Genomic DNA, 24593 nt, shown 5'->3' with positions numbered 1-24593 from the left:
CTCGGTCCGTGGTTTCCCGTTCCCCGCGGCCCGGCGACCGGCCCGCACCGGATGCTCGATTCTGTCCGACTTCGAACACATCCATACCACTGATCTCACTCGTGGCGGTCCAGTTCGGTGACTCGGCGCTTATGAGTGCCGCCAGTCTGTCACCCTGGCCGCATCGTCCGAGGTGTATTCGTCCGAACTGCCCAGGGAGCCGCACAGTGGGGGCCATTCCGACGCAACGGGAGTCCACGGCGTGCGCACCGGACACGCTCGCGCACCACCACGCAGGCCGGGACGCCGTGTCCCGCACATCGCTGCCGGGCACTCCGCTCGCCCCCGCCGCCGCGCGCCGGTTCCTCCGCGACGCGCTCCTGAGCTGGACCGACCTCGCCCTGCCCGGTGCCGGGATCATCGACGACCGGCTCACCGAGGACGCGGTCGTGGTGGTCAGCGAGCTCGTCACCAACGCGGTCGTGCACGCGGGCACCGACGTCGAGCTGCTGTGCCGTCTGGAGAACAGCCCGGCCGACGGACCGCCGGGCACCCTGGTCGTCGAGGTCTCCGACCACCATCCCTCGCGCGCCATACGGGAGGACAGCACCGAACCGCCCTACGGGACACCGGAGTACGGCCGGGGCCTGCGTCTGGTCTCCGCGCTCTCCGAGGCCTGGGGGATCACCTACCGTCCGGGCGTCAAGACGGTGTGGTCGCGGCTGCTGGTCGACGGGACGGCCGGCGCCCGGCCGGCGGCGGACGTGTTCACCGGCATCGGCGCCCCGCGCCGTCCGGGCCCCTTCGACGACACGGACGGGCTCCCGGAGCCGGGCGGGTTCGCGGGGGCCGGCCTGCTCGGGGACGGCGAAGACCGTTCCGGACCGGGAGCGTTCGCGGCCGCGGGCCCGCTCGGCGGACCGGGAGATTGCGAGGACGCCGACTGTCTCGTGGGAACCGGCGCCTTCGCGGGGACGAGCGGGTTCCCGGGACCGGACGGATTCGAGGGGGCCGACGGGTTCGCCGGTCCCCCGGGCGGTTCCGGGCTGGCCGGGGCCACCGGGTACACCGAGGGGCTGGTGCCGGGGCCCGGCGGCGCGCCGTACGGTCCCGTGTCCGCCCGTGGACCGGACCTGAGCGCCGCGCGGGGCCACAACTGGCTCGACCGCGGTGCCCTCTCCTTCCTCGCCGAGGCCTCGGACCTGCTCGCCGGACAGCTCGACGAGGACCTGGTCGCCGCACTGGCCGGACAGCTCCTCGTCCCGCGCCTCGCCGACTGGTGCGCCGTATGGCTGGAGGACGAGGCCACCGACCGTGCCGGTGGCCTCGGTCTCGCGCTCGGACCCCGCCTCGCCCGCGTCTGGCACGGCAGCGAGAACCTCATCGAGGGGCTGCGCCACGCCCTGGAGAAGGACCCGCCGCGGCTGCCCGACGCGGTGCGCTCCCGTGCCGTCGCGGTGCCCTGGCCCGGCGAGGCGCTGGGCGCCCGCGGGGCGAGCGGGGCGGCCCTGGCGTACCGGCTGATCGCGGGCGGCCGTCCCCTGGGCACGCTCGTCATCGGCAGGGCGGGACCGCCCGACTTCCCCGACGAGGTCACCGGACTCGTCGAGGACCTCAGCCGCAGGATCGCCCTGGCCATCGGCGCGGCCCGGCAGTACGCGCGCCAGGCCACCATCAGCCGGGTCCTCCAGCGCGGACTGCTGCCGGGCGCGGTCGCCGAGATCCCCGGAGTGCGCAGCGCCCTCGTCTACGAGCCGCTCGACAAGGGCGGGCCGAGCGGTGACTTCTACGACGTGTTCCCGGCGGGCGACGGACGCTGGTGCTTCGCGGTCGGCGACGTCCAGGGCAAGGGCCCGGAGGCCGCCGTCGTGATCGGCCTGGCCCGGCCCTGGCTGCGGCTGCTGGCCCGCGAGGGCTACGACGTCGCGGACGTCCTCGACCGCCTCAACCAGCTCCTCCTGGACGACGCGACGGAGGCCGCGGACGCGGCGGCCCGCGCGCTCGTGGCCGCCGGCGGACCCGGACTCGGCGCCGACCTCGGCCCGCAGACACGTTTCCTTTCCATGCTCTACGGCGAGCTCGTCCCCTTCGACGGCGGAGTGCGCTGCACGCTCGCCTCGGCCGGACACCCGCTGCCGCTGCTTCTGGGGCCCGACGGCTCGGTGCGGGAGATGGCCAGGCCGCAGACCCTGCTGGGCGTCTTCGAGGACCCCGAATACCTCTCCGAGTCCTTCGAGCTCTACCCCGGCGACACCCTGCTGTGCGTCACCGACGGGGTGACGGAGCGGCGCGACGGATCCCGTCAGTTCGACGACGACGACGGTCTCGCGCACGCCCTCGCGGGCTGCGCCGGCCTGAACGCCGAGCTGATCGCGGAACGCATCCGCGCGCTGGTCCACGCGTTCGGCCCCCGCCCGCCGGAGGACGACATGGCCCTGCTGGTGCTTCAGGCGGAGTAACGGGACTCACCCGGACCGGGGCCGCCGGACCCCGTCCGTGCTGGACAATGGAACGCATGCCTTCCGCACTTCCCGACGGTGAGCCCGTCCCCGACGACGGGGCGCTGCCCGCGCACGCCCTGGCCGGGGCGGCCGAGCGGCCCCTCGGGTTCTATCTCCACGTCCCGTACTGCGCGACCCGCTGCGGCTACTGCGACTTCAACACCTACACGGCGACCGAGCTGCGGGGCAGCGGAGGTGTGCTCGCCTCCCGCGACAACTACGCGGACACCCTGACGGACGAGATCCGGCTCGCCCGCAAGGTCCTCGGCGACGACCCCCGCCGGGTCCGCACGGTCTTCGTCGGCGGCGGTACGCCCACGCTGCTGGCCGCCGACGATCTCGTACGGATGCTGGGCGCGATCCGGGACGAGTTCGGGCTCGCGGACGACGCGGAGATCACGACCGAGGCGAACCCCGAGTCGGTCGGCCCGGAGTACCTCGCGACCCTGCGCGCCGGCGGCTTCAACCGGATCTCCTTCGGCATGCAGAGCGCCCGGCAGCACGTCCTGAAGGTGCTCGACCGCACGCACACGCCGGGCCGCCCCGAGGCCTGTGTCGCCGAGGCCCGCGCGGCCGGATTCGCACATGTGAACCTTGATCTGATCTACGGCACGCCCGGAGAGTCGGACGACGACTGGCGGGCCTCGCTCGACGCGGCCCTCGGCGCGGGCCCCGACCACATCTCCGCCTACGCGCTCATCGTCGAGGAGGGCACGCAGCTCGCCCGCCGCATCCGCCGCGGCGAGGTCCCGATGACGGACGACGACGTGCACGCGGACCGCTATCTCATCGCGGACGAGGTGATGTCGGCGGCGGGCCTCGACTGGTACGAGGTGTCGAACTGGGCCGCTTCCGAGGCCGGACGCTGTCTGCACAACGAGCTCTACTGGCGGGGCGCCGACTGGTGGGGCGCGGGCCCCGGCGCGCACAGCCACGTGGGCGGCGTTCGCTGGTGGAACGTGAAGCATCCGGGGGCCTACGCGGCCGCGCTGGCCGCGGGCCGGTCGCCGGGCGCGGGGCGTGAGCTGCTGTCCGAAGAGGACCGCAGGGTCGAGCGGATCCTGCTCGAACTGAGGCTGCGCGAGGGCTGCCCGCTCTCCCTGCTCCGCCCCGACGGCCTCGCGGCCTCCCGTCGCGCGCTGTCCGAGGGCCTCCTCGAAGCCGGCCCCTACGACGCGGGCCGCGCCGTCCTCACCCTGCGCGGCCGCCTCCTCGCGGACGCCGTCGTCCGGGATCTGGTGGACTGAACACCGCCGGGGCCGGGCGCGGGCACCGCGACGCCGGTCATTCCGGGGCGGTGACGAAGTCGATCAGTTCCTCCACGCGGCCCAGGAGGGCCGGTTCCAGGTCCTTGTAGGAGCGGACCCCGGCCAGGACGCGCTGCCAGGCCGCGCCGGTGTTCTCCGGCCAGCCCAGGGCCCGGCACACGCCCGTCTTCCAGTCCTGGCCGCGCGGGACGCGGGGCCAGGACGCAATGCCGACGGAGGACGGCTTCACGGCCTCCCAGACGTCGATGTACGGGTGGCCGAGGACCAGGGCGTACTCGCTCGTGACCGCCTCCGCGATCCGGGACTCCTTCGAACCCGGGACCAGGTGGTCCACGAGGACGCCGAGCCGGGCGTCCGGGCCCGGGGCGAACGTCTCGACGACCGCGGGGAGGTCGTCGACGCCCTCCAGGTACTCCACGACGACCCCCTCGACGCGCAGGTCGTCGCCCCAGACCCGCTCGACCAGCTCGGCGTCGTGGCGCCCCTCGACGTAGATGCGCCCGGCGCGCGCCACCCGGGCCCGGGCGCCGGGGACCGCCATCGAGCCGGAAGCCGTACGGCCGGGGCGGACCGGTGCCGCCGCGGCCGGGCGGACCAGGGTCACCGGCCTGCCCTCCAGGAGGAAGCCGCTCGGCTCCAGCGGGAAGACCCGGTGCTTGCCGAAGCGGTCCTCCAGGGTCACCGTGCCCGCCTCGCAGCGGATCACCGCGCCGCAGAAGCCGGTGCCCGCCTCCTCGACGACCAGACCCGGGTCCGCCGGGACCTCGGGTACGGACCGGGGCTTCTTCCACGGCGGAGTCAGGTCCGGAGAGTACTGGCGCATTCGGATGACGATAGGAGAAGCCGGCCGGGGCTCACAGCGACACGCCGAAACGCGCGGCCAGGGCGTCCCGCTGGGCCCGTACGAACGCGGCGTCCACCACCGCCCCGTGCCCGGGGACGTACAGCGCGTCCTCGCCGCCGAGCGCGAGCAGCCGGTCGAGAGCCGCGGGCCAGCGCGACGGCACGGCGTCAGGGCCCGCCTGCGGCTCGCCCGACTCCTCGACCAGGTCCCCGCAGAACACCACCGCCGGGTCGCCCGGCACGACGACCACGAGGTCGTGGGCGGTGTGGCCCTCACCCGTCCGCACCAGCCGGACCGTGACGCCGCCTTCGAGGTCCAGGTCCCAGGCGCCGCGGACGAGCCGGTGGGGCCGTACGAGGGTGTCGGCCGCCTCCTCCGCCGCCCGGGGGTCCAGCCCGTTGCGCACCGCGTCCGCGCACAGCTCCTCGCGGCCGTGCTCGTACACCTCCGACGAGCCGCAGGCGGCGAGGATCTCCACGCCCGCGAAGGCGGCCGCGCCGAAGACATGGTCGAAATGCGGGTGGGTGAGCGCGACATGCGTCACACGCGCGCCGGTGAGGGCCCGCGCCTCGACGCGCAGCCGGGCGCCCTCCGCGAGGCTCGACCCGGCGTCGATCATCAGCGCCGCCCCCTCGCCGACGACGAGCCCGGCCGTGCAGTCCCAGTCCGGAAGCCGCCGCCGCCCCACCCCGGGCGCCACCCTTTCCCACCCGAGCTCTTCCCAAGTCAGCCTCATGCGGCGACGCTAACGGTGACGGGGCGCCGTGGACGACATCGCAGGCCCGCCCTTGCCCGGGCCGTGCCTCACCGCCGTACACTGGGCCGGGGAACGTTGGCACTCGTGTGCGCTGAGTGCCAGGCGAATGCCACGAAGGCCACGAAGACCACCGAGTCGACTTCTGGAGGTGCGCGATGCTCAGCGAACGCAGGCTCGAGGTACTGCGCGCCATCGTCCAGGACTACGTGGGCACCGAGGAGCCGGTCGGCTCCAAGGCGCTCACCGAGCGGCACCGCCTGGGCGTCTCGCCCGCGACCGTCCGCAACGACATGGCGGTCCTGGAGGACGAGGGCTACATCGCCCAGCCGCACACCAGCGCCGGACGCATCCCCACGGACAAGGGCTACCGCCTCTTCGTCGACAAGCTCGCCGGCGTCAAGCCGATGACCGCGCCCGAGCGCCGCGCCATCCAGAACTTCCTGGACGGCGCGGTCGACCTGGACGACGTCGTCGGACGGACGGTGCGGCTGCTCGCGCAGCTCACCCGGCAGGTCGCCGTCGTGCAGTACCCCTCGCTGACCCGCTCGACCGTGCGTCATGTGGAGCTGCTCTCACTCGCCCCCGCGCGGGTGATGCTCGTGCTGATCACGGACACCGGCCGGGTCGAACAGCGCATGATCAACTGCCCGGCGCCGTTCGGCGAGACGTTGCTCGCGGACCTGCGGGCCCGGCTCAACAGCCGGGTCGCGGGACGCCCCTTCGCGGACGTCCCGCAGCTCGTCCAGGACCTCCCGGACGCCTTCGAGGCGGAGGACCGGGGTACGGTCTCGACGGTGCTCTCCACACTGCTGGAGACACTCGTCGAGGAGACCGAGGAGCGTCTGATGATCGGCGGTACCGCCAATCTCACGCGCTTCGGACATGACTTCCCTCTCACCATCCGTCCGGTGCTCGAAGCGCTGGAGGAGCAGGTCGTGCTCCTCAAGTTGCTTGGAGAGGCCGGGGATTCGAGCATGACCGTGCGAATCGGGCACGAGAACGCTTACGAGGGACTCAACTCCACGTCCGTGGTCTCCGTCGGCTACGGTTCGGGCGGCGAGGCAGTAGCCAAACTCGGCGTGGTCGGCCCGACCCGCATGGATTACCCGGGAACGATGGGAGCGGTACGAGCGGTGGCACGGTACGTCGGACAGATCCTGGCGGAGTCTTAAGTGGCCACGGACTACTACGCCGTACTCGGCGTGCGCCGCGACGCGTCCCAGGACGAGATCAAGAAGGCGTTCCGGAGGCTCGCTCGCGAGCTGCACCCGGACGTCAATCCCGATCCGAAGACGCAGGAGCGGTTCAAAGAGATCAACGCCGCGTACGAGGTGTTGTCGGACCCGCAGAAGAAGCAGGTCTACGACCTCGGCGGCGACCCGCTGTCCCAGCAGGGCGGCGGTGGCGCCGGTGGCTTCGGCCAGGGCGGCTTCGGGAACTTCTCGGACATCATGGACGCGTTCTTCGGCACGGCGTCGCAGCGCGGACCGCGCTCGCGCACCCGCCGCGGCCAGGACGCCATGATCCGTCTGGAGATCGAGCTCGACGAGGCGGCCTTCGGCACCACGAAGGACATCCAGGTCGACACGGCCGTCGTCTGCGGCACCTGCAACGGCGAGGGCGCCGCGCCCGGGACCTCCGCGCAGACCTGTGACATGTGCCGCGGCCGCGGCGAGGTGTCCCAGGTGACGCGGTCCTTCCTCGGCCAGGTCATGACCTCGCGGCCCTGTCCGCAGTGCCAGGGCTTCGGCACCGTCGTCCCGACCCCGTGCCACGAGTGCGCGGGCGACGGCCGGGTCCGCTCCCGCCGCACCCTCACGGTCAAGATCCCGGCCGGTGTGGACAACGGCACCCGCATCCAGCTCGCGGGCGAGGGCGAGGTCGGCCCCGGCGGCGGCCCCGCCGGCGACCTGTACGTGGAGATCCACGAACTGCCGCACTCGATGTTCCAGCGGCGTGGCGACGACCTGCACTGCACGGTCACCCTTCCGATGACCGCGGCGGCCCTCGGCACCAAGGTGCCGCTGGAGACCCTCGACGGCATGGAGGAGGTCGACATCCGTCCGGGCACGCAGTCCGGTCAGTCGATCCCGCTGCACGGCCGGGGTGTCACGCATCTGCGCGGCGGCGGTCGCGGCGACCTCATCGTGCACGTCGAGGTCATGACGCCGACCAAGCTCGACCCGGAGATGGAGCGGGTGCTGCGCGAGCTCGCCAAGCTGCGCGGCGAGGAGCGGCCCACGGGTCAGTTCCAGCCCGGTCAGCAGGGGCTCTTCTCCCGTCTGAAGGACGCCTTCAACGGCCGCTGACGAACGAACGGCACGGGGCGGGAAACCGCCCCGTGTCCTTCGCTCCGAAGACCGGAATCCGGGCGGACGACCGGATTCGGACTTGCCCGAGGGACGTGACAACATGCCGTCATGTCCACCGCGCTGACCGATCTCTTCCCTCACCCGATCGTGCAGGCCCCCATGGCGGGCGGCGTCTCCGTCCCGCAGCTCGCGGCCGCCGTGTCCGAGGCCGGCGGGCTCGGCTTCCTCGCCGCCGGGTACAAGACCGCCGACGGCATGTACCAGGAGATCAAGCAGCTGCGCGGGCTGACCGGCCGTCCCTTCGGCGTCAACCTGTTCCTCCCGCAGCCCGAGCACGCGGACGCGGCCTCCGTCGAGGTGTACGCCCACCAGCTGGCCGGCGAGGCCGCCTGGTACGAGACCGAGCTCGGTGATCCGGACAGCGGCCGCGACGACGGCTACGACGCCAAACTCGCCGTCCTCCTCGACAAGCCGGTGGCGGCCGTCTCCTTCCACTTCGGTGTCCCCAAGCCGGAGACGCTGGAGTCGCTGCGCCGCGCCGGCACCCTCACCCTGGTCACCGCCACCACCACCGAGGAGGCCCTGGCCGTGCAGCGGGCCGGCGCCGACGTGGTGATCGTGCAGGGCATCGAGGCCGGGGGACACCACGGCACCCACCGGGACAACCCGGAGACGGACGGCACGGGCGTCGGCCTGCTCACCCTGGTCGCGCAGGCCCGCGAGACCGTGAGCATCCCGGTCGTCGCTGCGGGCGGTCTCATGCGTGGAAGCCAGATCGCGGCCGTCCTCGCCGCGGGCGCGAACGCCGCCCAGCTCGGCACGGCCTTCCTCGCCACCCCCGAGTCCGGGGCGAGCACCGTGCACAAGCAGGCGCTGACCGACCCCCTCTACGTACGCACGGAGCTCACCCGCGCCTTCACCGGACGCCCGGCACGCGCGCTGGCCAACCGCTTCATGCGCGAGCACGGCCCGTACGCGCCCGCCGCCTACCCCGAGATCCACCATCTGACCGTGCCGCTGCGCAAGGCGGCCGGGAAGGCGGGCGACGCGCAGGGCATGGCACTGTGGGCGGGGCAGGGGCACCGCATGGCGCGTGACCTGCCCGCCGGGCAGCTGGTGGAGGTACTGAACGCAGAAATCACGGCCGCCGAGACAGCGTTGTCGGCCGCCGCCGAGATCCCGGAAGAGGGTGCGCCCCGATGACGGCACCGGTGTTCCTGGTCGAGCACTTCGACACGGACGGCGAGGGACGTCATGTCCTCGACGGACCCGAGGGACGGCACGCCGTCTCCGTGAAACGGCTGCACAGCGGCGAGGACGTGGTGCTCACCGACGGGGCCGGACGCCGGGCGGACTGCGTGGTCCTCGGAACCGAGGGCAAGGACCGGCTGATCGTACGGATGGGGGCGGTCACCGAGGAGGCGGCCGAGGAGCCGCGCATCACGGTCGTCCAGGCACTGCCCAAGGGCGACCGGGGCGAGCTGGCCGTCGAGACCATGACCGAGACCGGCGTCGACGCGATCGTCCCCTGGGCCGCCTCCCGCTGCATCACGCAGTGGAAGGGCGAGCGGGGCCTGAAGGCGCTCGGCAAGTGGCGCGCCACCGCCCGTGAGGCCGGCAAGCAGTCCCGGCGGGCGCGCTTCCCCGAGGTCGCGGACGCGATGACGACCAAGCAGGTTGCCGCACTTCTCGCCAAAGCCGATCTCGCCGCCGTGCTCCACGAGGACACCGCCCTGGGCACCGAGCCCTTCGCGACCGCCGCGCTGCCCGCCTCCGGAGAGATCGTCCTCGTGGTCGGCCCCGAGGGCGGGATCTCCGCCGACGAGGTCGCCCTCTTCACCGGGGCCGGCGCGAGGACCTTCCACCTGGGGCGCACGGTGCTGCGCACCTCGACGGCCGGGACCGTGGCCACGGCCCTGCTGCTGGCTCGCACCGGCCGCTGGTCCTGACCGCCCGACCGCCTGACCGCCGCACTCGGGACCGGCCCCACCGACCGCACTCCACCGGGGAATCCATGGAACTCGCTCAGGTACGACTGCTCGTCTCCGACTTCGCCGCCTGCTACCGCTTCTACGCCGAAGTCCTCGGCCTCAAGCCCCAGTCGGGCGCCGCCGAGGGCCCGTACGAGAAGTTCAGTCCCGTCGTCGGATCGGCGGGCATCGCCCTCCAGGACCGCGCCATGATGGCCGAGATCCTCGGAGAGCTCGGCGACACCGTGACCGGGCACCGGTCGCTGGTCGTGCTGCGGGTGGACGACCTCGACGACTACTGCGAGCAGGTCGTCGCGCGTGGTGCCACCCTGCTGCACGGCCCGGCGCCCATGACGGACCGCATGCGGGTCGCCCACCTCAAGGACCCCGAGGGCAACCTGGTGGAACTCCAGGAATGGCTGCTGATGTTCGGCTGACGGCGACTCCTTCGAGTGGTTGTGTCCCCGATGGCCGCATGCGGTCTACCGCGCGTCGCCGTGCGGTGGGACGCTGCCGTCCATGGGGGCTTTGAGGTATTTCAGGCGCCGGACGAGGCGCGGGCGGGCCGTGATGGCCCTCGGACTGGGCGCGGCCGGAGTGATCGCGGTGACCGGGTGCCGGCCCTTGGACGGACTCAGCACCGCGACGGTGGCCTACACGACCGACCAGACGGCGACCAAGGAACTCGAACGGCAGCACGTGGACGTGCGCTGGCTCACCTGCACCGCCCGCCTGGGCGGCGCGGGCGGGACGTCCGCCCCGGGAAAGGCGTCCTCGCCGGGCGAGAACACCGTGGCGAGCGTCGACTGCCGGGGCCAGACCGGCGACGGCCGCGCCGTCGTCGTCAAGGGCAAGGTCACCCGCGCCGTCAACGGCGCCTGCGTACGCGGGGATCTGCGCGCCACCGTCGGCGGCCGGCAGGTCTTCCACGTGAAGGGCCTCGGCGACTGCGACGCCGGACCCACCCCGCCGGTCACCTACCACCCCACCAACGGGCAGCCCGACCCCACCGTCACCGTCACCGTGACCAGGACGATGTGGTGCAAGGGCGACCCCACCTGCTGGCCCTCGCAGGGCAAGTGACCTGCCGGGTCGTCCACGGATCAAGGGATCCAAACCCCTGTCGGGCCGCGCGTGCGCTGCATAGGGTGATCGGGTGACTGAGTCCGCAGCCTCCGCGTACATCCGGTTCCCGCATCTGCACGGCGAGTTGGCCGTCTTCACGGCCGAGGACGACATCTGGGCCGCGCCGCTCGACGGGGGCGGCCGCGCCTGGCGGGTCAGCGCCGACAACGCACCGGTCAGCCATCCGCGCATCTCCCCGGACGGCACCACCGTGGCCTGGACGTCGACGCGCGACGGAGCCCCCGAGGTCCACGCCGCCTCCCTGGAGGGCGGGCCCGCGAAACGGCTGACGTACTGGGGCAGCGTCAAGACCCAGGTACGCGGCTGGACCCCCGACGGACAGGTGCTCGCCCTGAGCACCCACGGCCAGGCCAGCCTGCGCCGCACCTGGGCCCGTGCCGTCCCGCTCGACGGCGGCCCCGCGACGACCCTGCCGTACGGGCCCGTCGGCGACGTCGCCCACGGCGAGGGCGGCGTCGTCCTGCTGTCCGCCCCGATGGGACGCGAGGCCGCCTGGTGGAAGCGCTACCGGGGCGGCACGGCCGGCAAGCTGTGGATCGACCGGGAAGGCGACGGCGAGTTCGTCCGGCTGCACGAGGACCTCGACGGCAACCTCGAACACCCCCTGTGGGTGGGCGAGCGGATCGCCTTCCTGTCGGACCACGAAGGCGTCGGCGCCCTGTACTCCTCCCTCGCCGACGGCGCCGACCTGCGCCGCCACACCCCTCTCGACGGGTTCTACGCCCGTCACGCGGCCACCGACGGCACCCGCGTCGTGTACACGTCCGCCGGTGAACTCTGGCTCCTGGACGACCTCGACGGCGCCGAGCCGCGCCGCCCCGGCATCCGGCTCGGCGGCCAGCGCGTCGACCAGCAGCCCTACCCCGTGAGCGCCGCGCGCTGGTTCTCCGCCGCCGCGCCCGACCACACCGGACGCGGCAGCGCGGTCTCCGTGCGCGGAGCCGTCCACTGGGTCACCCACCGCTCGGGACCCACCCGCGCCCTCGCCGCGGAACAGGGTGTCCGCGCCCGGCTGCCCCGCACCTTCCGCGCCGAGGGCGAGGAACACGTGGTGTGGGTGACCGACGCCGAGGGCGACGACGCCCTCGAATTCGCCCCCGCCACCGGAGCCGCCCCCGGAGCCACCCCGCGACGGCTCGCCGCCGGCGCGCTCGGCCGGGTCCTCGGCATCGCCGTGGCACCCGACGGAAGCCGCGCCGCCGTCGCCTCGCACGACGGGCGCGTGCTGCTCGTCGAGCGCGAGAGCGGCGAGGTCCGCGAGGTCGACCGCAGCGAGGACGGCGAGGTCACCGGACTCGTCTTCTCGCCCGACTCGGCCTGGCTCGCCTGGTCCCACCCCGGCCCCCGCCCGCTGCGCCACCTCAAGCTCGCCAACACCACCGACCTGTCGGTCACCGAGGCGACCCCGCTGCGCTTCCGGGACTACGCGCCGGCGTTCACCCTCGACGGCAAGCACCTCGCCTTCCTGTCGGCCCGCGCCTTCGACCCCGTCTACGACGAGCACGTCTTCGACCTGGCCTTCGTCGGCGGCTCCCGGCCGTATCTGATCACCCTGGCCGCCACGACCCCGTCCCCCTTCGGACCGCAGCGGCACGGCAGGCCCTTCGAGGCCCCCGACAAGGACGAGACACCCGACAGCGAGGGCGCCCCCAGCACCCGTATCGACCTGGACGGACTCGCCGACCGGATCGTGCCGTTCCCCGTCGAGGCCGCCCGCTACTCCACGCTGCGCGCCGCCAAGGACGGACTGCTCTGGCTGCGCCACCCGCTGCGCGGCGTCCTCGGCTCCTCCCGCGCCACCCCGGACGACCCGGACCCCAAGACCGAACTGGAACGCTACGACCTCGCCCAGCAGCGGATCGAGCATCTCGCCGCCGACGCCGACCACTTCACCGTCACCGGCGACGGCAAGCGGGTCCTGCTGTGGACCGACGGCAAGCTCAAGGTCGTCCCCAGCGACCGGCGCGCCTCGAACGACGACGAGAGCGACACGAACATCACCGTCGACCTCTCACGGGTGCGCCAGAGCGTCGACCCGGCCGCCGAGTGGCGCCAGATGTACGACGAGACCGGCCGCCTCATGCGGGACAACTTCTGGCGGGCCGACCTCGGCGGCGTCGACTGGGACGGCGTCCTCGACCGGTACCGGCCGGTCCTGGAACGGGTCGCCACCCACGACGACCTCGTCGACCTGCTGTGGGAGGTGCAGGGCGAACTCGGCACCTCGCACGCGTACGTCACCCCGCGCGGTGGCTGGGGCGCCGGCGACCGGGCGCAGGGCCTTCTGGGCGCGGACATCTCCCGTCACGAGGACGGCAGTTGGCGCATCGACCGGATCCTCCCCTCGGAGACCTCCGACCCGGACGCGCGGGCCCCGCTCGCCGCGCCGGGTGTCGCGGTGCGTGCCGGGGACACGATCGTCGCCGTCGGCGGCAGGCCGGTGGACCCGGTGGCCGGGCCCGCGCCGCTGCTCGTCGGCACGGCGGGCAAGCCCGTCGAGCTGACGGTCTCGCCCTCCGGCGGCGGCGATCCGCGGCACGCGGTCGTCGTCCCGCTCGCCGACGAGGAGCCGCTGCGCTACCACGCGTGGGTCGCCGACCGGCGCGCCTACGTCCACGAGCGGTCCGGCGGACGCCTCGGCTATCTGCACGTGCCGGACATGGTCGGCGCCGGGTGGGCGCAACTGCACCGCGATCTGCGGGTCGAGGTGGCCAGGGAGGGCCTGGTCGTGGACGTCCGCGAGAACCGGGGCGGCCACACCTCGCAGCTCGTCGTGGAGAAACTCGCCCGGCGGATCGTCGGCTGGGACCTGCCCCGCGGGCTGCGGCCCTACAGCTACCCGGAGGACGCGCCGCGCGGTCCCGTCGTCGCCGTCGCCAACGAGTTCTCCGGCTCCGACGGCGACATCGTCAACGCGGCGATCAAGGCGCTCGGCATCGGGCCCGTGGTCGGCACCCGCACCTGGGGCGGTGTCATCGGCATCGACAGCCGCTACCGCCTCGTCGACGGCACCAGCGTCACCCAGCCCAAGTACGCCTTCTGGATGGAGGGTTACGGGTGGAACGTCGAGAACCACGGCGTGGATCCCGACGTCGAGGTCGTCCAGACGCCGCAGGACCACGCGGCCGGGCGTGACACCCAGCTCGACGAGGCGGTCAGGATCGCGCTGGCCGCGCTGGAGGAGAACCCGGCGAAGACCGCGCCCACGCTGCCGCCGCTGTGACCTCCGCCCGGCGGGGCGGACGGCGGCGGCGCGAGCCGCACGCGAGCCGTCCGGCCCGCCGGGCGGCTAGCATGCGATCGGTAGATGACCGGCTGGCGTGAGGAGGCACACGCATGGCGCAGGAGCCGAGGCGGGACGCGGGCGGGGAACCGCAGGACGACTGCCTGTTCTGCAGGATCGTGGCGGGGCAGATCCCGGCGACGCTGGTGCGCGAGAGCGACACGACCGTGGCGTTCCGCGACATCAACCCGCAGGCACCGACGCACGTCCTGGTCATCCCCAAGCTGCACTACCCCGACGCCGCGTCGCTGGCCGCCGCCGAGCCCGCCGTCGCGGCGGACGTCCTGCGCGAGGCGGGCGAGGTCGCGGCCGAGGAGAAGCTGGATAGCTACCGCGTCGTGTTCAACACGGGCAGCGGCGCCGGCCAGACCGTCTTCCACGCGCACGCCCACCTCCTGGGCGGCCGTGGCATGCAGTGGCCCCCGGGATAACCGGCCTTGTCCGCCCGTGAACTGGTGGTCCTCGGCACCGCCAGCCAGGTCCCGACCCGGCACCGCAACCACAACGGCTACCTGCTCCGCTGGGACGGCGAGGGTCTCCTCTTCGACCCCGGAGAAGGCACCCAGCGCCAGATGCTGCGGGCCGGGGTCGCCGCGCACGATCTGAACCGCATCTGTGTCACCCACTTCCACGGCGACCACGCGCTCGGACTCGGCGGGGTGATCCAGCGCATCAACCTCGACCGCGTCCCGCACGAGGTGACCGCGCACTACCCGGCCTCCGGAGCGCACTTCTTCGAGCGGCTGCGGTACGCCACCGCCTACCGCGAGACCGTGCCGCTGACCGAGGTGCCGGTCGAGGACGACGGCGTCCTCGCGACGACCCCCGCGTACACCCTTCAGGCCCGCAGGCTCTCGCACCCCGTCGAGTCCTTCGGCTACCGGCTGGTCGAGCCGGACGGCCGGCGGATGCTGCCGGAGCTGCTCGCGGAACACGGGATCAAGGGGCCCGACGTCGGGGTGCTGCAACGGGACGGCTCCCTGCGGGGCGTCACGCTGGACGACGTCAGCGAGGTACGGCGGGGACAGAAGTTCGCGTTCGTCATGGACACCCGGCTGTGCGAGGGCGTGGACGCGCTCGCCGAGGACTGCGACCTGCTGGTCATCGAGTCGACCTTCCTCGACGGCGACCATCAGTTGGCATCCGATCACGGCCATCTGACGGCCGGTCAGGCCGGCCGGGTGGCCAAGGAGGCGAGGGTGCGGCACCTCGTGCTCACCCACTTCAGCCAGCGCTACCCCGACGCCGGGGAGTTCGAGCGCGAGGCCCGCGCGGCGGGGTTCGACGGGGAGCTCACGGTGGCGCAGGACCTGGTGAGGGTCCCGGTCCCGAAGCGGCACTGAGGACGCGGCGGACCGGGACCGGGACGCCGCTGCCGGGAAGGTGCCGTTTTCGGTACGTCGGGGGAGGAACCGTACGATGCTTCGATGTCCCTCCCCAAGGCTGAACTGCACCTCCACATCGAAGGCACCCTCGAACCCGAGCTGGCCTTCGCCCTCGCGGCGCGCAACGGCGTCACCCTGCCGTACGCGAACACCGAGGACCTGCGCAAGGCGTACCTCTTCGAGGACCTCCAGACCTTTCTGAACCTGTACTACGAGCTCATGGCCGTCCTGCGGACCGAGGCGGACTTCGCCGACCTGGCCGACGCCTATCTCGCCCGCGCCGCCGCGCAGGGCGTACGGCACGCGGAGATCTTCTTCGACCCGCAGGCCCACATCGCCCGGGGCGTGCCGATGGGGACGGTCGTCGAGGGGCTGTGGCGGGCGCTCGGGCGCAGCGAGGAGACCCACGGCGTCTCCACCCAGCTGATCATGTGCTTCCTGCGCGACGAGTCCGCCGAGTCCGCGATGCGGACCCTGGAGGCCGCGAAGCCCCACCTCGACCGGATCACGGGCGTCGGTCTGGACTCCGCCGAGGTCGGCCACCCGCCCGTCAAGTTCCGCGCGGTGTACGAGGCCGCCGCCGAGCTGGGTCTGCGGCGCGTCGCGCACGCCGGTGAGGAGGGGCCGCCCGCGTACATCACCGAGGCCCTCGACATCCTCGGGGTCGAGCGCGTCGACCACGGGCTGCGCTGCATGGAGGACCCCGAGCTGGTCGAACGGCTGGTCCGTGAGCGGGTGCCGCTGACCCTGTGCCCGCTGTCGAACGTACGGCTGCGCGCCGTGGACGTCCTGGCGGAGCACCCGCTGCCCGCCATGATGGACGCCGGTCTGCTGTGCACGGTCAACTCCGACGACCCGGCCTACTTCGGCGGTTACGCCGGGGACAACTTCGGCGCGGTGCGCGAGGCCCTCGGTCTCGGCGAGGAGCGGCTGCGGGAGCTGGCGCGCAACTCGTTCGAGGCGTCCTTCCTGGAGCACGACGAGGAGCGCAGGGCGCGGTACATCGCCGAGGTCGAGGCGTACGTGTTCCCGTAACCCCTGTAACCCGTCGAACGCCCGCCCACCCTCCCCTCCGATGGGCGGGCGGGCGCTCGCGGGAGTCAGGCGCGCACGGGACCGGGTACGGGCGAGGCCACCGTGCGCCGCGGCCCCGCGGTCCCGTACGCCTCCCGCTGCGTGGGCACGGCGCCCAGCGGGATCTCGGCGAAGGAGATCTCCGGCACGGCGATCTCCACGACCGGGACGTCCATGACCGGGATGTCCGCGACCGGGATGTCCATGACCGAGGTGTCCACGACCGGGGTGTTCAGGCCGGGGATCTCCGGCACGGGAATCTCCACGACCGGGAGGTCCGCCACGGTCGTCTCGGCCGCGGCGGGTGCCACGATCTGGGTGGTCTGCCGCGGGCGCAGGGCCACGAGCGTCATCGGGACGCCGATCAGCAGCAGGGCCGCCGCCAGGACCGTGCCCATCGCCGGGTAGCCCTCCCGCGCGGACAACAGGCTGCCGGTGAGCGGGCCGCACGCCGTGCCGAGCGAGGAGGCGGAGCCGACGAGGACCGCCCACCGGCCGCGCGGGTCCATGGACGCGGCGAGGCCGATCACGTACGAGAGCACGACCGGGTACAGCGCGTTCCAGGCGATCTCGCCCGAAGCGAAGGACGTCAGATCGGTGGCCGCCGCGCTCAGCGCGATGCAGCCGGCTATCAGCGCCGTGCCCAGGCCGATCGGAAGCGCCCGGCCGAGCCGCGAACCGAGGGCGCCCGCGCCGACGGTCCCGAGCAGTCCCGCGCCGAGCGCCACCGCGAACACCGCGCCGACCTCGACCTCGGAGAGCCCGGCCTGGGTCAGCCCGATCCGGCCGCTGACCCCCCACAGGGAGTTCTGCGCCAGGGACCAGAAGAGCAGCGCGCCGGCGAGGAGCAGACCCGAGCGGCGGTGCGGGAGCGGGGCGGCGGTGTGCCGGGTGTGGGCGGCCGGGGTGCGCGCGGGAAGCCGTCCCGTGAGGGACAGCGCCAGCAGCGCGGTGCAGGCGATCGCGGCGAGCGGGTAACCGTGACCCGGGCCCAGGTGGGGGATGGTCAGATACAGCGCGCCCGCCAGGCCGGAGACGCCGAACAGGCCCAGGGTGGTGACCCGGTGGGCATCGGGCCGGCCGGCGATCCCGGTCGCGGCGACCGTGGTGGCCGTGCCGGAGCCGAAGCCGCCGGCGATCGCGCCGCCGACCACGAGGGGCAGCGCCGACGACAGGGCCGCGGTGCCGAAGCCGGCGGCCGCGAGGAGCAGCCCGGCGCGGGCCAGCGCGCGCGGGCCGAAGCGGTCGACGCGGGAGGCGAGCAGGAAGCCGGCCGAGGCCGAGCTCAGCAGCAGGACACTGCCGACGGCTCCCGCCTGGGTGGCCGACAGCGGGAGTCCCGCGTCGAGGCGGCCGACGGTGGTGGGGAGCAGATAGGCGGCGAGGTACCCGGCCGTGAAAAGGGCGACGAGGGGCCAGGGCGTGGGGGTGCGGGCGGACACGGGCGTTCCCAGGGCAGGCGAGGGCGGCTCACGAGGAGAGGGGGGAGGGGCGGCCGTCGAAGGACAGGAACGCGCGGGCAATTTGTATCAAGGTGGGGGGTCCGCGAAGAAGGCGTGACGGTGTGATCTGGGGCACTCTTTGTTTGCCGTGGGGGACCAGGGGTACAGGCGCCTCCTTCCGGCCGCCGGGCGTGGAGCCGAGACCCGGCGGGGCCGGGGCCGGGACGGGTCCTTCCGTCCCACGGACAGCGGACGCCCCGGCGTGATCAGCGGTCCCTGTGGCCGGTGTGGTGCACACTGGCCAGATCCGGACCACCCCAGGGAGCGCACCGTGATCAACGGCGAGGGACCGTTCAGCCCGGCCCATGTCGACCCGCTCGCCGGGCTGCGCACGGCCGACGACCCGCCCTGGGACGTCTATCTGACCGGCACGGTCTTCCTGGACATCATCTTCACCGGGCTCGACTCCGCTCCCGTGCGCGGCACCGAGTCCTGGGCGCGCGGCATGGGGTCGAGCCCCGGCGGCGTCGCGAACATGGCGACCGCCCTCGCCCGGCTCGGCCTGCGGACCTCCCTGGCCGCCGCCTTCGGCGACGACCACTACGGGGAGTACTGCTGGGACGCCCTGGAGCAGGGCGAGAACATCGATCTGACGCCCTCGCGGACGGTGCCCGGCTGGCACTCGCCGGTCACCGTGTCGATGGCGTACGAGGGCGAGCGGACCATGGTCAGCCATGGGCACGAGCCGCCGCCGCACGAGGAGCCCGCCCCGGACCACCCGCCGCGCGCGCGTGCCGCCGTCGCGTCGCTGACCCCGGGAGTCCGCGCGCCCTGGATCGAGCAGGCCGCGAGCCGGGGCACCCGGATCTTCGCGGACGTCGGCTGGGACGACACCGGCCGCTGGGACCTGGCGGGCCTGGCCGATCTGGCGCACTGCGAGGCGTTCCTGCCGAACGCCGAGGAGGCCATGCGGTACACGGGTGCCGCCTCGCCCCGCGCGGCCGCGCACGCGCTGGCCGACCATGTGCCGCTGGCGGTCGTCACCCTCGGCTCCGACGGGGCCTACGCCGTGGACGGACGCACCGGGGAGAGCGCCGAGGTCCCGGCGATCGCCGTCGAGGCGCTGGATCCAACCGGCGCCGGGGACGTCTTCGTCGCCGGCTTCGTCACGGGGACCCTGGCCGGGTGGCCGCTGGCCGACCGGCTCGCCTTCGCCGGGCTGACCGCCGCGCTCTCCGTCCAGGAGTTCGGCGGCTCGCTGTCGGCGCCCGGCTGGTCGGAGATCGCCGCCTGGTGGCGCCGGGTCCACTCCGTCGCCGACCAGGACCCGGCGGCCCTGAGCCGCTACGCCTTCCTGGAGGGACTGCTCCCGGAGGTCACCCGCCCCTGGCCGCTGCGCCGGGCGGTCCCCACGATCGGCTTCGGCCGCTCGGCCTGAGGGCCTGAAGGCTTGAGGGCTGAGGGCTGAGGGCTGAGGGCTTGCGGGCTCGGAGGCTGACGGCTTGAGGGCTCGGGGGCTGAGTGCTTGCGGGTCTGACGGCTTGCGGGTCCGAGAGGCCGAGGGGCCTCCTCAGGTCACGACCTCGTCACCGCGGGAAAAGCCCTACGGGTCCGTGTACGCCGCGACGTACGCTGGGAACCGCAAGGCTGCCCGTGTGGCAAGCGTGCCGACCTAGGAGGTAACGCAGGCCTACAGAGCCGGCCCATGACTCAGACACCCACAGCTCACGGCCCCGCCCAGGGGCAGGCACGCGCGCACTTCACCGTCCCGGCCAAGCACCCCATGGTGACCGTTCTGGGTTCCGGCGACTCCCTGCTGCGCGTGATCGAGAAGGCCTTCCCGGCGGCCGACATCCACGTCCGGGGGAACGAGATCAGTGCGGTGGGCGATGCCGGTGAAGTCGCGCTCGTCCAGCGCCTGTTCGACGAGATGATGCTGGTGCTCCGCACGGGGCAGCCCATGACGGAGGACGCAGTGGAACGCTCGATCGCCATGCTCAGGGCGAGCGGGAACGGGGAGGGCGACGGCCAGGAGACTCCGGCCGAGGTGCTCACGCAGAACATCCTGTCCTCGCGAGGCCGCACGATCCGCCCCAAGACGCTCAACCAGAAGCGCTACGTCGACGCCATCGACAAGCACACGATCGTGTTCGGCATCGGACCCGCGGGCACCGGCAAGACCTACCTCGCCATGGCGAAGGCCGTCCAGGCGCTCCAGTCCAAGCAGGTCAACAGGATCATCCTGACCCGCCCGGCGGTCGAGGCCGGCGAGCGTCTGGGCTTCCTGCCCGGCACGCTCTACGAGAAGATCGACCCGTACCTGCGCCCCCTGTACGACGCGCTGCACGACATGCTCGACCCGGACTCGATCCCGAAGCTGATGGCCTCGGGGACGATCGAGGTGGCGCCGCTCGCGTACATGCGCGGCAGGACCCTGAACGACGCCTTCATCATCCTGGACGAGGCCCAGAACACGAGCCCCGAGCAGATGAAGATGTTCCTCACCCGGCTCGGCTTCGAGTCGAAGATCGTGATCACGGGTGACGTGACGCAGGTCGACCTCCCGAGCGGCACGAAGTCGGGTCTGCGGCAGGTCCAGGACATCCTGGAGGGCCTCGACGACGTCCACTTCTCGCGGCTCACGTCCCAGGATGTCGTCCGGCACAAGCTGGTCGGCCGTATCGTCGACGCGTACGAGAAGTACGACAGCGAGAACGGCACCGAGAACGGCTCCCACAAGAGCCGGGGCCACAAAGGGAAGTAGACCAGCACAGCCATGTCGATCGACGTCAACAACGAGTCCGGAACCGAGGTCGACGAGCAGGCGATCCTCGACATCGCCCGCTACGCGCTCGCACGGATGCGCATCCACCCGCTCTCCGAGCTCTCGGTGATCGTCGTGGACACCGACGCCATGGAGCAGCTCCACATCCAGTGGATGGACCTGCCGGGCCCGACGGACGTCATGTCCTTCCCGATGGACGAGCTGCGCCCGCCGTCGAAGGACGACGACGAGCCGCCGCAGGGCCTGCTCGGCGACATCGTGCTCTGCCCCGAGGTCGCCGAGCGCCAGGGCAAGGAGGCCCCGACCGAGCACTCCATGGACGAGGAGCTCCAGCTGCTCACCGTCCACGGTGTGCTGCACCTGCTCGGCTACGACCACGAGGAAGCCGACGAGAAGGCCGAGATGTTCGGCCTCCAGGCCGCCATCGTGGACGGCTGGCGTGCGGAGAAGGGCATCACGGGTCCGTCTCCGGCCCCGACCGTGTCATGAGTCCACAGCTGGTCATCGGTGCCATCGTCCTGGTCGTCGTCGCCTGGCTCGCCGCGTGCGCGGAGGCGGGCCTGGCGCGCGTCTCCAGCTTCCGCGCCGAGGAGGCGGTCCGCGGCGGCCGGCGCGGCAGCGCCAAGCTCGCCCAGGTCACCGCGGACCCGACGCGCTATCTGAACGTGGCGCTGCTGGTCCGCGTGGCCTGCGAGATGGCGGCCGCCGCGCTCGTCGTCTACGCCTGCCTCAAGGAGTTCGACAAGACCTGGCAGGCCCTCGCGGTCGCGATCGCCGTCATGGTCCTCGTGTCGTACGTCGCGGTGGGGGTCTCGCCGCGCACCATCGGCCGCCAGCACCCGCTGAACACCGCCACCGCGGCCGCGTACGTCCTGTTGCCGCTGGCCCGGATCATGGGCCCGATCCCGCCGCTGCTCATCCTCATCGGCAACGCGCTCACCCCCGGCAAGGGGTTCAGGCGCGGCCCGTTCGCCTCCGAGGCGGAACTGCGGGCGATGGTCGACCTCGCCGAGAAGGAGTCGCTCATCGAGGACGAGGAGCGCCGCATGGTCCACTCCGTCTTCGAGCTCGGCGACACCCTCGTGCGCGAGGTCATGGTGCCCCGCACCGACCTGGTCGCCATCGAGCGCTACAAGACCATCCGGCAGGCCCTCACCCTGGCCCTGCGCTCGGGCTTCTCGCGCATACCCGTGACCGGCGAGAACGAGGACGACATCGTCGGGATCGTCTATCTCAAGGACCTGGCCCGCAAGACGCACATCAGCCGCGAGGCCGAGTCCGAGCTGGTCTCCACGGCCATGCGGCCCGCCACGTTCGTGCCCGACACCAAGAACGCCGGCGATCTGCTGCGCGAGATGCAGCAGGAGCGCAATCACGTCGCCGTCGTCATCGACGAGTACGGCGGCACGGCCGGCATCGTCACCATCGAGGACATCCTCGAGGAGATCGTCGGCGAGATCACCGACGAGTACGACCGCGAGCTGCCGCCCGTCCAGAAGCTCGGCGACGACCGCTTCCGGGTGACCGCCCGCCTCGACATCGGCGACCTCGGCGAGCTGTACGGCTTCGAGGCCTATGACGACGAGGACGTGGAGACCGTCGGAGGGCTGCTGGCCAAGGCGCTGGGACGGGTCCCGATCGCCGGGGCCTCCTCGGCGGTCGAACTGCCCGACGGGCGCGAGCTGCGGCTCACCGCGGAGGCCGCCGCCGGCCGCCGGAACAAGATCGTCACGGTCCTCGTCGAGCCGGTCGGCCCGGCGGGCTCCCCGAGGCAGGAGAAGCCGGAGTGACCCCGCAGCAGCTGCGCGCGTTCTGCCTGTCCTTCAACGCGGCCGTCGAGGACTTCCCCTTCAACCCCGAGACCTCGGTCTTCAAGGTGCTGGGCAAGCTCTTCGCGCTGACGCACCTGGACGGGCGTCCGCTCACGGTCAACCTGAAGTGCGACCCGGACGACGCGATCCGGCTGCGCGAGCAGCACCCGGGGCTGATCGTCCCCGGCTATCACATGAACAAGCGGCACTGGAACACGGTGACCGTCGACGGCGGGCTCCCGGACTCTCTGGTCCGGGAGCTCGTCGAGGATTCCTACGATCTCGTCGTGGCCGGTCTGCCGCGCGCCGAGCGCCTGCGTCTCGACCGCCCCTGACCCGGGGCCGACCCGCCCCCGGCCTGGGGCGGGCGGTCCCGCGCCGCCTCAGCGGGTGCGTGCCGCGCCCCGCCGCCCGAGTCCCACCGCGATCAGCGCCGCCGCCGCGAGCACGATCGCCGCGTCCAGGGCGAGGACCGTGTGGACGCCGCTCAGCAGGTCGCCCGAGGTGGTCGCGAGGACACCGAGGAGCGGGATGCCGACGGTGATGCCCACCTGCTGGGTGGAGGTCACCAGGCCGGTGGCCAGCCCCTGCTCCTCGTCGGGGACGCCCGAGGTGACGGTCAGGCCGTACGAGATGATCGCGCCCAGGTGGAACATGCTGGCCAGCGACACCCCGGCGACGGCGATCCAGACGGACCGGGTGTGCGCGTCCAGCAGCAGCATCCCCGCCACGAACACCCCCTGTCCCGCCAGTGAACCGGCCAGCGTGCGCCGGGCGCCGAAGCGGCCGATGACCTTCGGCGCGTACATCCCGGCGACGGCCGACAGCAGACCCTGTACGCCGAAGACCAGACCGGTCTCGAAGGCCGAGAGGCCGAGCGTCTCCTGGAGGTAGAGGGTCAGCGCGAACACGACCGTCGACATCATCGAGAAGGTGACCAGGCCGCCCAGGTTGCCCCATGCCACGGTGGGACGGCGCAGCATCCTCAGGCTGACGAGCGGGGCGGCGGCACGGGACTCGATCCGGACGAACGCGCCGAGCAGCAGCGAGCCCAGGGCGAGTGTCGTGACGACGTCCGCCCCGCCGAAGCCGCGCTCGGCCGCCGTCGACAGCGCGTAGATCAGCGACAGCAGGCCACCGGTGACGGTGACCGCGCCGGGGACGTCCAGACGGGGGCGGCCCTGGGCGGCGGCCGGGCCGGCGTCGGCGTGCCGCGTCCGGGACGCGGGCAGCAGAACGGTCGCGAGCGGCAGCACGATCAGCGCGAACAGCGACAGCAGGCCCATCGTCGAACGCCAGCTCAGTACGTCGGTCAGGACGCCTCCCGCCACCATGCCGATCGTGAAGCCGAGCGAGAGGAGCGTGCCGGAGATGCCGAGCGCGCGGTCGCGCGCGGGGCCTTCGGGGAACGTCGTGGTCAGCAGTGACATGCCGGTCGGCACGATCGCCGCCGCGGCGAGCCCTTGCAGGGCCCGTCCGGCCAGGAACGAGGCCGGGTCCCAGGCCAGGGTCGCGAGCAGCGAGGCCGCCCCGAACAGGGTCAGCCCGGCGAGGAAGAGGGCCCGGCGGCCGAACAGGTCGCCGATCCGGCCGAAGAGGAGCAGGAAGCCGCCCGAGGGCAGCGCGAAGGCGGTGACGGCCCACTGGAGCGCGGACGGGCTCATGCCGAGGTCGCGGCCGAGGACGGGCAGCGCCACGTTCAGGACCGAGAAGTCCAGCGCGACCATGAACTGGGCGGCGCACAGCACGAAGAGCACGAGGGCGTCGCGCCCGGAGAGCCGGCCGGCGCGTGCGGGCCGGCCGTCCCCGGGGCGGTCGGCCGGGGCCGGACGAGCGGAGGAGGTCTCGGCCCGGGGGCCGTTCGTGGTGGACGGATCGATGCCCGGCGTGGCGTCGCCCGGGGTGCGGGTGGTGGACCCGGTGGCCGTCTCGGTGGTCGCTTCGGTGGTCATGGGAAGAGCGTGCGGCGGCCGGAATATCCGTGGGGAGCCGGAACTTATGCTGGTGGCCGCACCACCAGTCACCGAAGGGGGAGA

The 24593-nt window shown here is 72.9% G+C and carries 21 protein-coding genes; 17 read left to right on the top strand and 4 right to left on the bottom strand.

Annotated features, from left to right (window positions below; translation table 11 throughout):
- The first annotated feature begins 206 nt into the window (after positions 1–206).
- A complete protein-coding gene (locus ACZ4AA_RS02290) occupies positions 207–2438 on the top strand; it encodes a SpoIIE family protein phosphatase (RefSeq protein ID WP_467593877.1) in 2232 nt (743 codons plus the stop codon).
- Between the two features lie 56 nt (positions 2439–2494).
- Positions 2495–3727 (top strand): radical SAM family heme chaperone HemW, encoded by a 1233-nt coding sequence (gene hemW, locus ACZ4AA_RS02285; RefSeq protein WP_467593874.1) that lies wholly within the window; start codon positions 2495–2497, stop codon positions 3725–3727.
- Between the two features lie 37 nt (positions 3728–3764).
- Here the strand turns inward: hemW and ACZ4AA_RS02280 are convergent, their stop codons facing one another.
- Entirely contained in the window at positions 3765–4571 is an 807-nt protein-coding gene (locus ACZ4AA_RS02280; protein ID WP_467593871.1) for a DUF3097 domain-containing protein, read from the bottom strand.
- A gap of 31 nt (positions 4572–4602) precedes the next feature.
- The gene (locus ACZ4AA_RS02275; protein ID WP_467593869.1) at positions 4603–5328 is read right to left on the bottom strand and encodes an MBL fold metallo-hydrolase; all 726 of its coding nucleotides are present in this window, start codon (positions 5326–5328) and stop codon (positions 4603–4605) included.
- Between the two features lie 176 nt (positions 5329–5504).
- On the opposite strand from ACZ4AA_RS02275, the gene hrcA reads away from it, so the two are divergent.
- The 10 genes from hrcA (at position 5505) to ACZ4AA_RS02225 (ending at position 16480) form a co-directional block, all read left to right on the top strand.
- Complete coding sequence (gene hrcA, locus ACZ4AA_RS02270; RefSeq protein WP_467593866.1) at positions 5505–6521, top strand: heat-inducible transcriptional repressor HrcA; 1017 nt, start codon at positions 5505–5507, stop codon at positions 6519–6521.
- Positions 6522–7658: a molecular chaperone DnaJ gene (gene dnaJ / locus ACZ4AA_RS02265; protein WP_467593863.1), complete on the top strand. Its 1137-nt coding sequence runs from the start codon at positions 6522–6524 to the stop codon at positions 7656–7658.
- A gap of 111 nt (positions 7659–7769) precedes the next feature.
- On the top strand, positions 7770–8864 hold the full coding sequence (locus tag ACZ4AA_RS02260) for a nitronate monooxygenase (RefSeq protein WP_467593861.1): 1095 nt from the start codon (positions 7770–7772) through the stop codon (positions 8862–8864).
- Positions 8861–9610 (top strand): 16S rRNA (uracil(1498)-N(3))-methyltransferase, encoded by a 750-nt coding sequence (locus ACZ4AA_RS02255; protein WP_467593858.1) that lies wholly within the window; start codon positions 8861–8863, stop codon positions 9608–9610. Before ACZ4AA_RS02260 ends, ACZ4AA_RS02255 begins: the two co-directional genes overlap by 4 nt.
- A 65-nt stretch (positions 9611–9675) precedes the next feature.
- The gene (locus ACZ4AA_RS02250) at positions 9676–10068 is read left to right on the top strand and encodes a VOC family protein (protein WP_467593854.1); all 393 of its coding nucleotides are present in this window, start codon (positions 9676–9678) and stop codon (positions 10066–10068) included.
- A 133-nt stretch (positions 10069–10201) separates the two neighbouring features.
- Complete coding sequence (locus tag ACZ4AA_RS02245) at positions 10202–10714, top strand: hypothetical protein (protein ID WP_467593852.1); 513 nt, start codon at positions 10202–10204, stop codon at positions 10712–10714.
- A 73-nt stretch (positions 10715–10787) separates the two neighbouring features.
- On the top strand, positions 10788–14000 hold the full coding sequence (locus ACZ4AA_RS02240) for a S41 family peptidase (protein WP_467593849.1): 3213 nt from the start codon (positions 10788–10790) through the stop codon (positions 13998–14000).
- Positions 14001–14113: 113 nt separating this feature from the next.
- Complete coding sequence (locus ACZ4AA_RS02235; RefSeq protein ID WP_467593846.1) at positions 14114–14491, top strand: histidine triad nucleotide-binding protein; 378 nt, start codon at positions 14114–14116, stop codon at positions 14489–14491.
- Between the two features lie 6 nt (positions 14492–14497).
- Positions 14498–15403, top strand: a complete 906-nt coding sequence (locus tag ACZ4AA_RS02230; RefSeq protein ID WP_467593843.1) for a ribonuclease Z — start codon at positions 14498–14500, stop codon at positions 15401–15403.
- Between the two features lie 84 nt (positions 15404–15487).
- Positions 15488–16480 (top strand): adenosine deaminase, encoded by a 993-nt coding sequence (locus ACZ4AA_RS02225; RefSeq protein WP_467593840.1) that lies wholly within the window; start codon positions 15488–15490, stop codon positions 16478–16480.
- A gap of 65 nt (positions 16481–16545) precedes the next feature.
- Here the strand turns inward: ACZ4AA_RS02225 and ACZ4AA_RS02220 are convergent, their stop codons facing one another.
- A complete protein-coding gene (locus ACZ4AA_RS02220; protein WP_467593836.1) occupies positions 16546–17961 on the bottom strand; it encodes an MFS transporter in 1416 nt (471 codons plus the stop codon).
- 331 nt (positions 17962–18292) lie between these two features.
- Here ACZ4AA_RS02220 and ACZ4AA_RS02215 point away from each other — a divergent pair, with 331 nt between their 5' ends.
- The 5 genes from ACZ4AA_RS02215 (at position 18293) to ACZ4AA_RS02195 (ending at position 22892) form a co-directional block, all read left to right on the top strand.
- On the top strand, positions 18293–19399 hold the full coding sequence (locus ACZ4AA_RS02215; RefSeq protein ID WP_467593833.1) for a carbohydrate kinase family protein: 1107 nt from the start codon (positions 18293–18295) through the stop codon (positions 19397–19399).
- A 267-nt stretch (positions 19400–19666) separates the two neighbouring features.
- Positions 19667–20725 (top strand): PhoH family protein, encoded by a 1059-nt coding sequence (locus ACZ4AA_RS02210; protein ID WP_467593830.1) that lies wholly within the window; start codon positions 19667–19669, stop codon positions 20723–20725.
- Positions 20726–20737: 12 nt separating this feature from the next.
- A complete protein-coding gene (gene ybeY / locus ACZ4AA_RS02205) occupies positions 20738–21235 on the top strand; it encodes an rRNA maturation RNase YbeY (protein WP_387711558.1) in 498 nt (165 codons plus the stop codon).
- Positions 21232–22536 carry a hemolysin family protein gene (locus ACZ4AA_RS02200; RefSeq protein WP_467593827.1) on the top strand — a complete coding sequence of 435 codons (1305 nt, stop codon included), beginning with the start codon at positions 21232–21234 and terminating at the stop codon, positions 22534–22536. The genes ybeY and ACZ4AA_RS02200 overlap by 4 nt, the downstream gene beginning before the upstream one ends.
- Positions 22533–22892: an MmcQ/YjbR family DNA-binding protein gene (locus ACZ4AA_RS02195; protein WP_467593825.1), complete on the top strand. Its 360-nt coding sequence runs from the start codon at positions 22533–22535 to the stop codon at positions 22890–22892. The genes ACZ4AA_RS02200 and ACZ4AA_RS02195 overlap by 4 nt, the downstream gene beginning before the upstream one ends.
- A gap of 48 nt (positions 22893–22940) precedes the next feature.
- Here ACZ4AA_RS02195 and ACZ4AA_RS02190 read toward each other — a convergent pair whose 3' ends face one another.
- On the bottom strand, positions 22941–24509 hold the full coding sequence (locus ACZ4AA_RS02190) for an MFS transporter (RefSeq protein WP_467593823.1): 1569 nt from the start codon (positions 24507–24509) through the stop codon (positions 22941–22943).
- Between the last annotated feature and the right edge of the window lie 84 nt (positions 24510–24593).

This window comes from Streptomyces sp. NPDC024698, from assembly GCF_055559015.1.
Note: the sequence above shows the minus strand (reverse complement) of the source record. Positions and strands in the feature narration are given on the sequence as shown.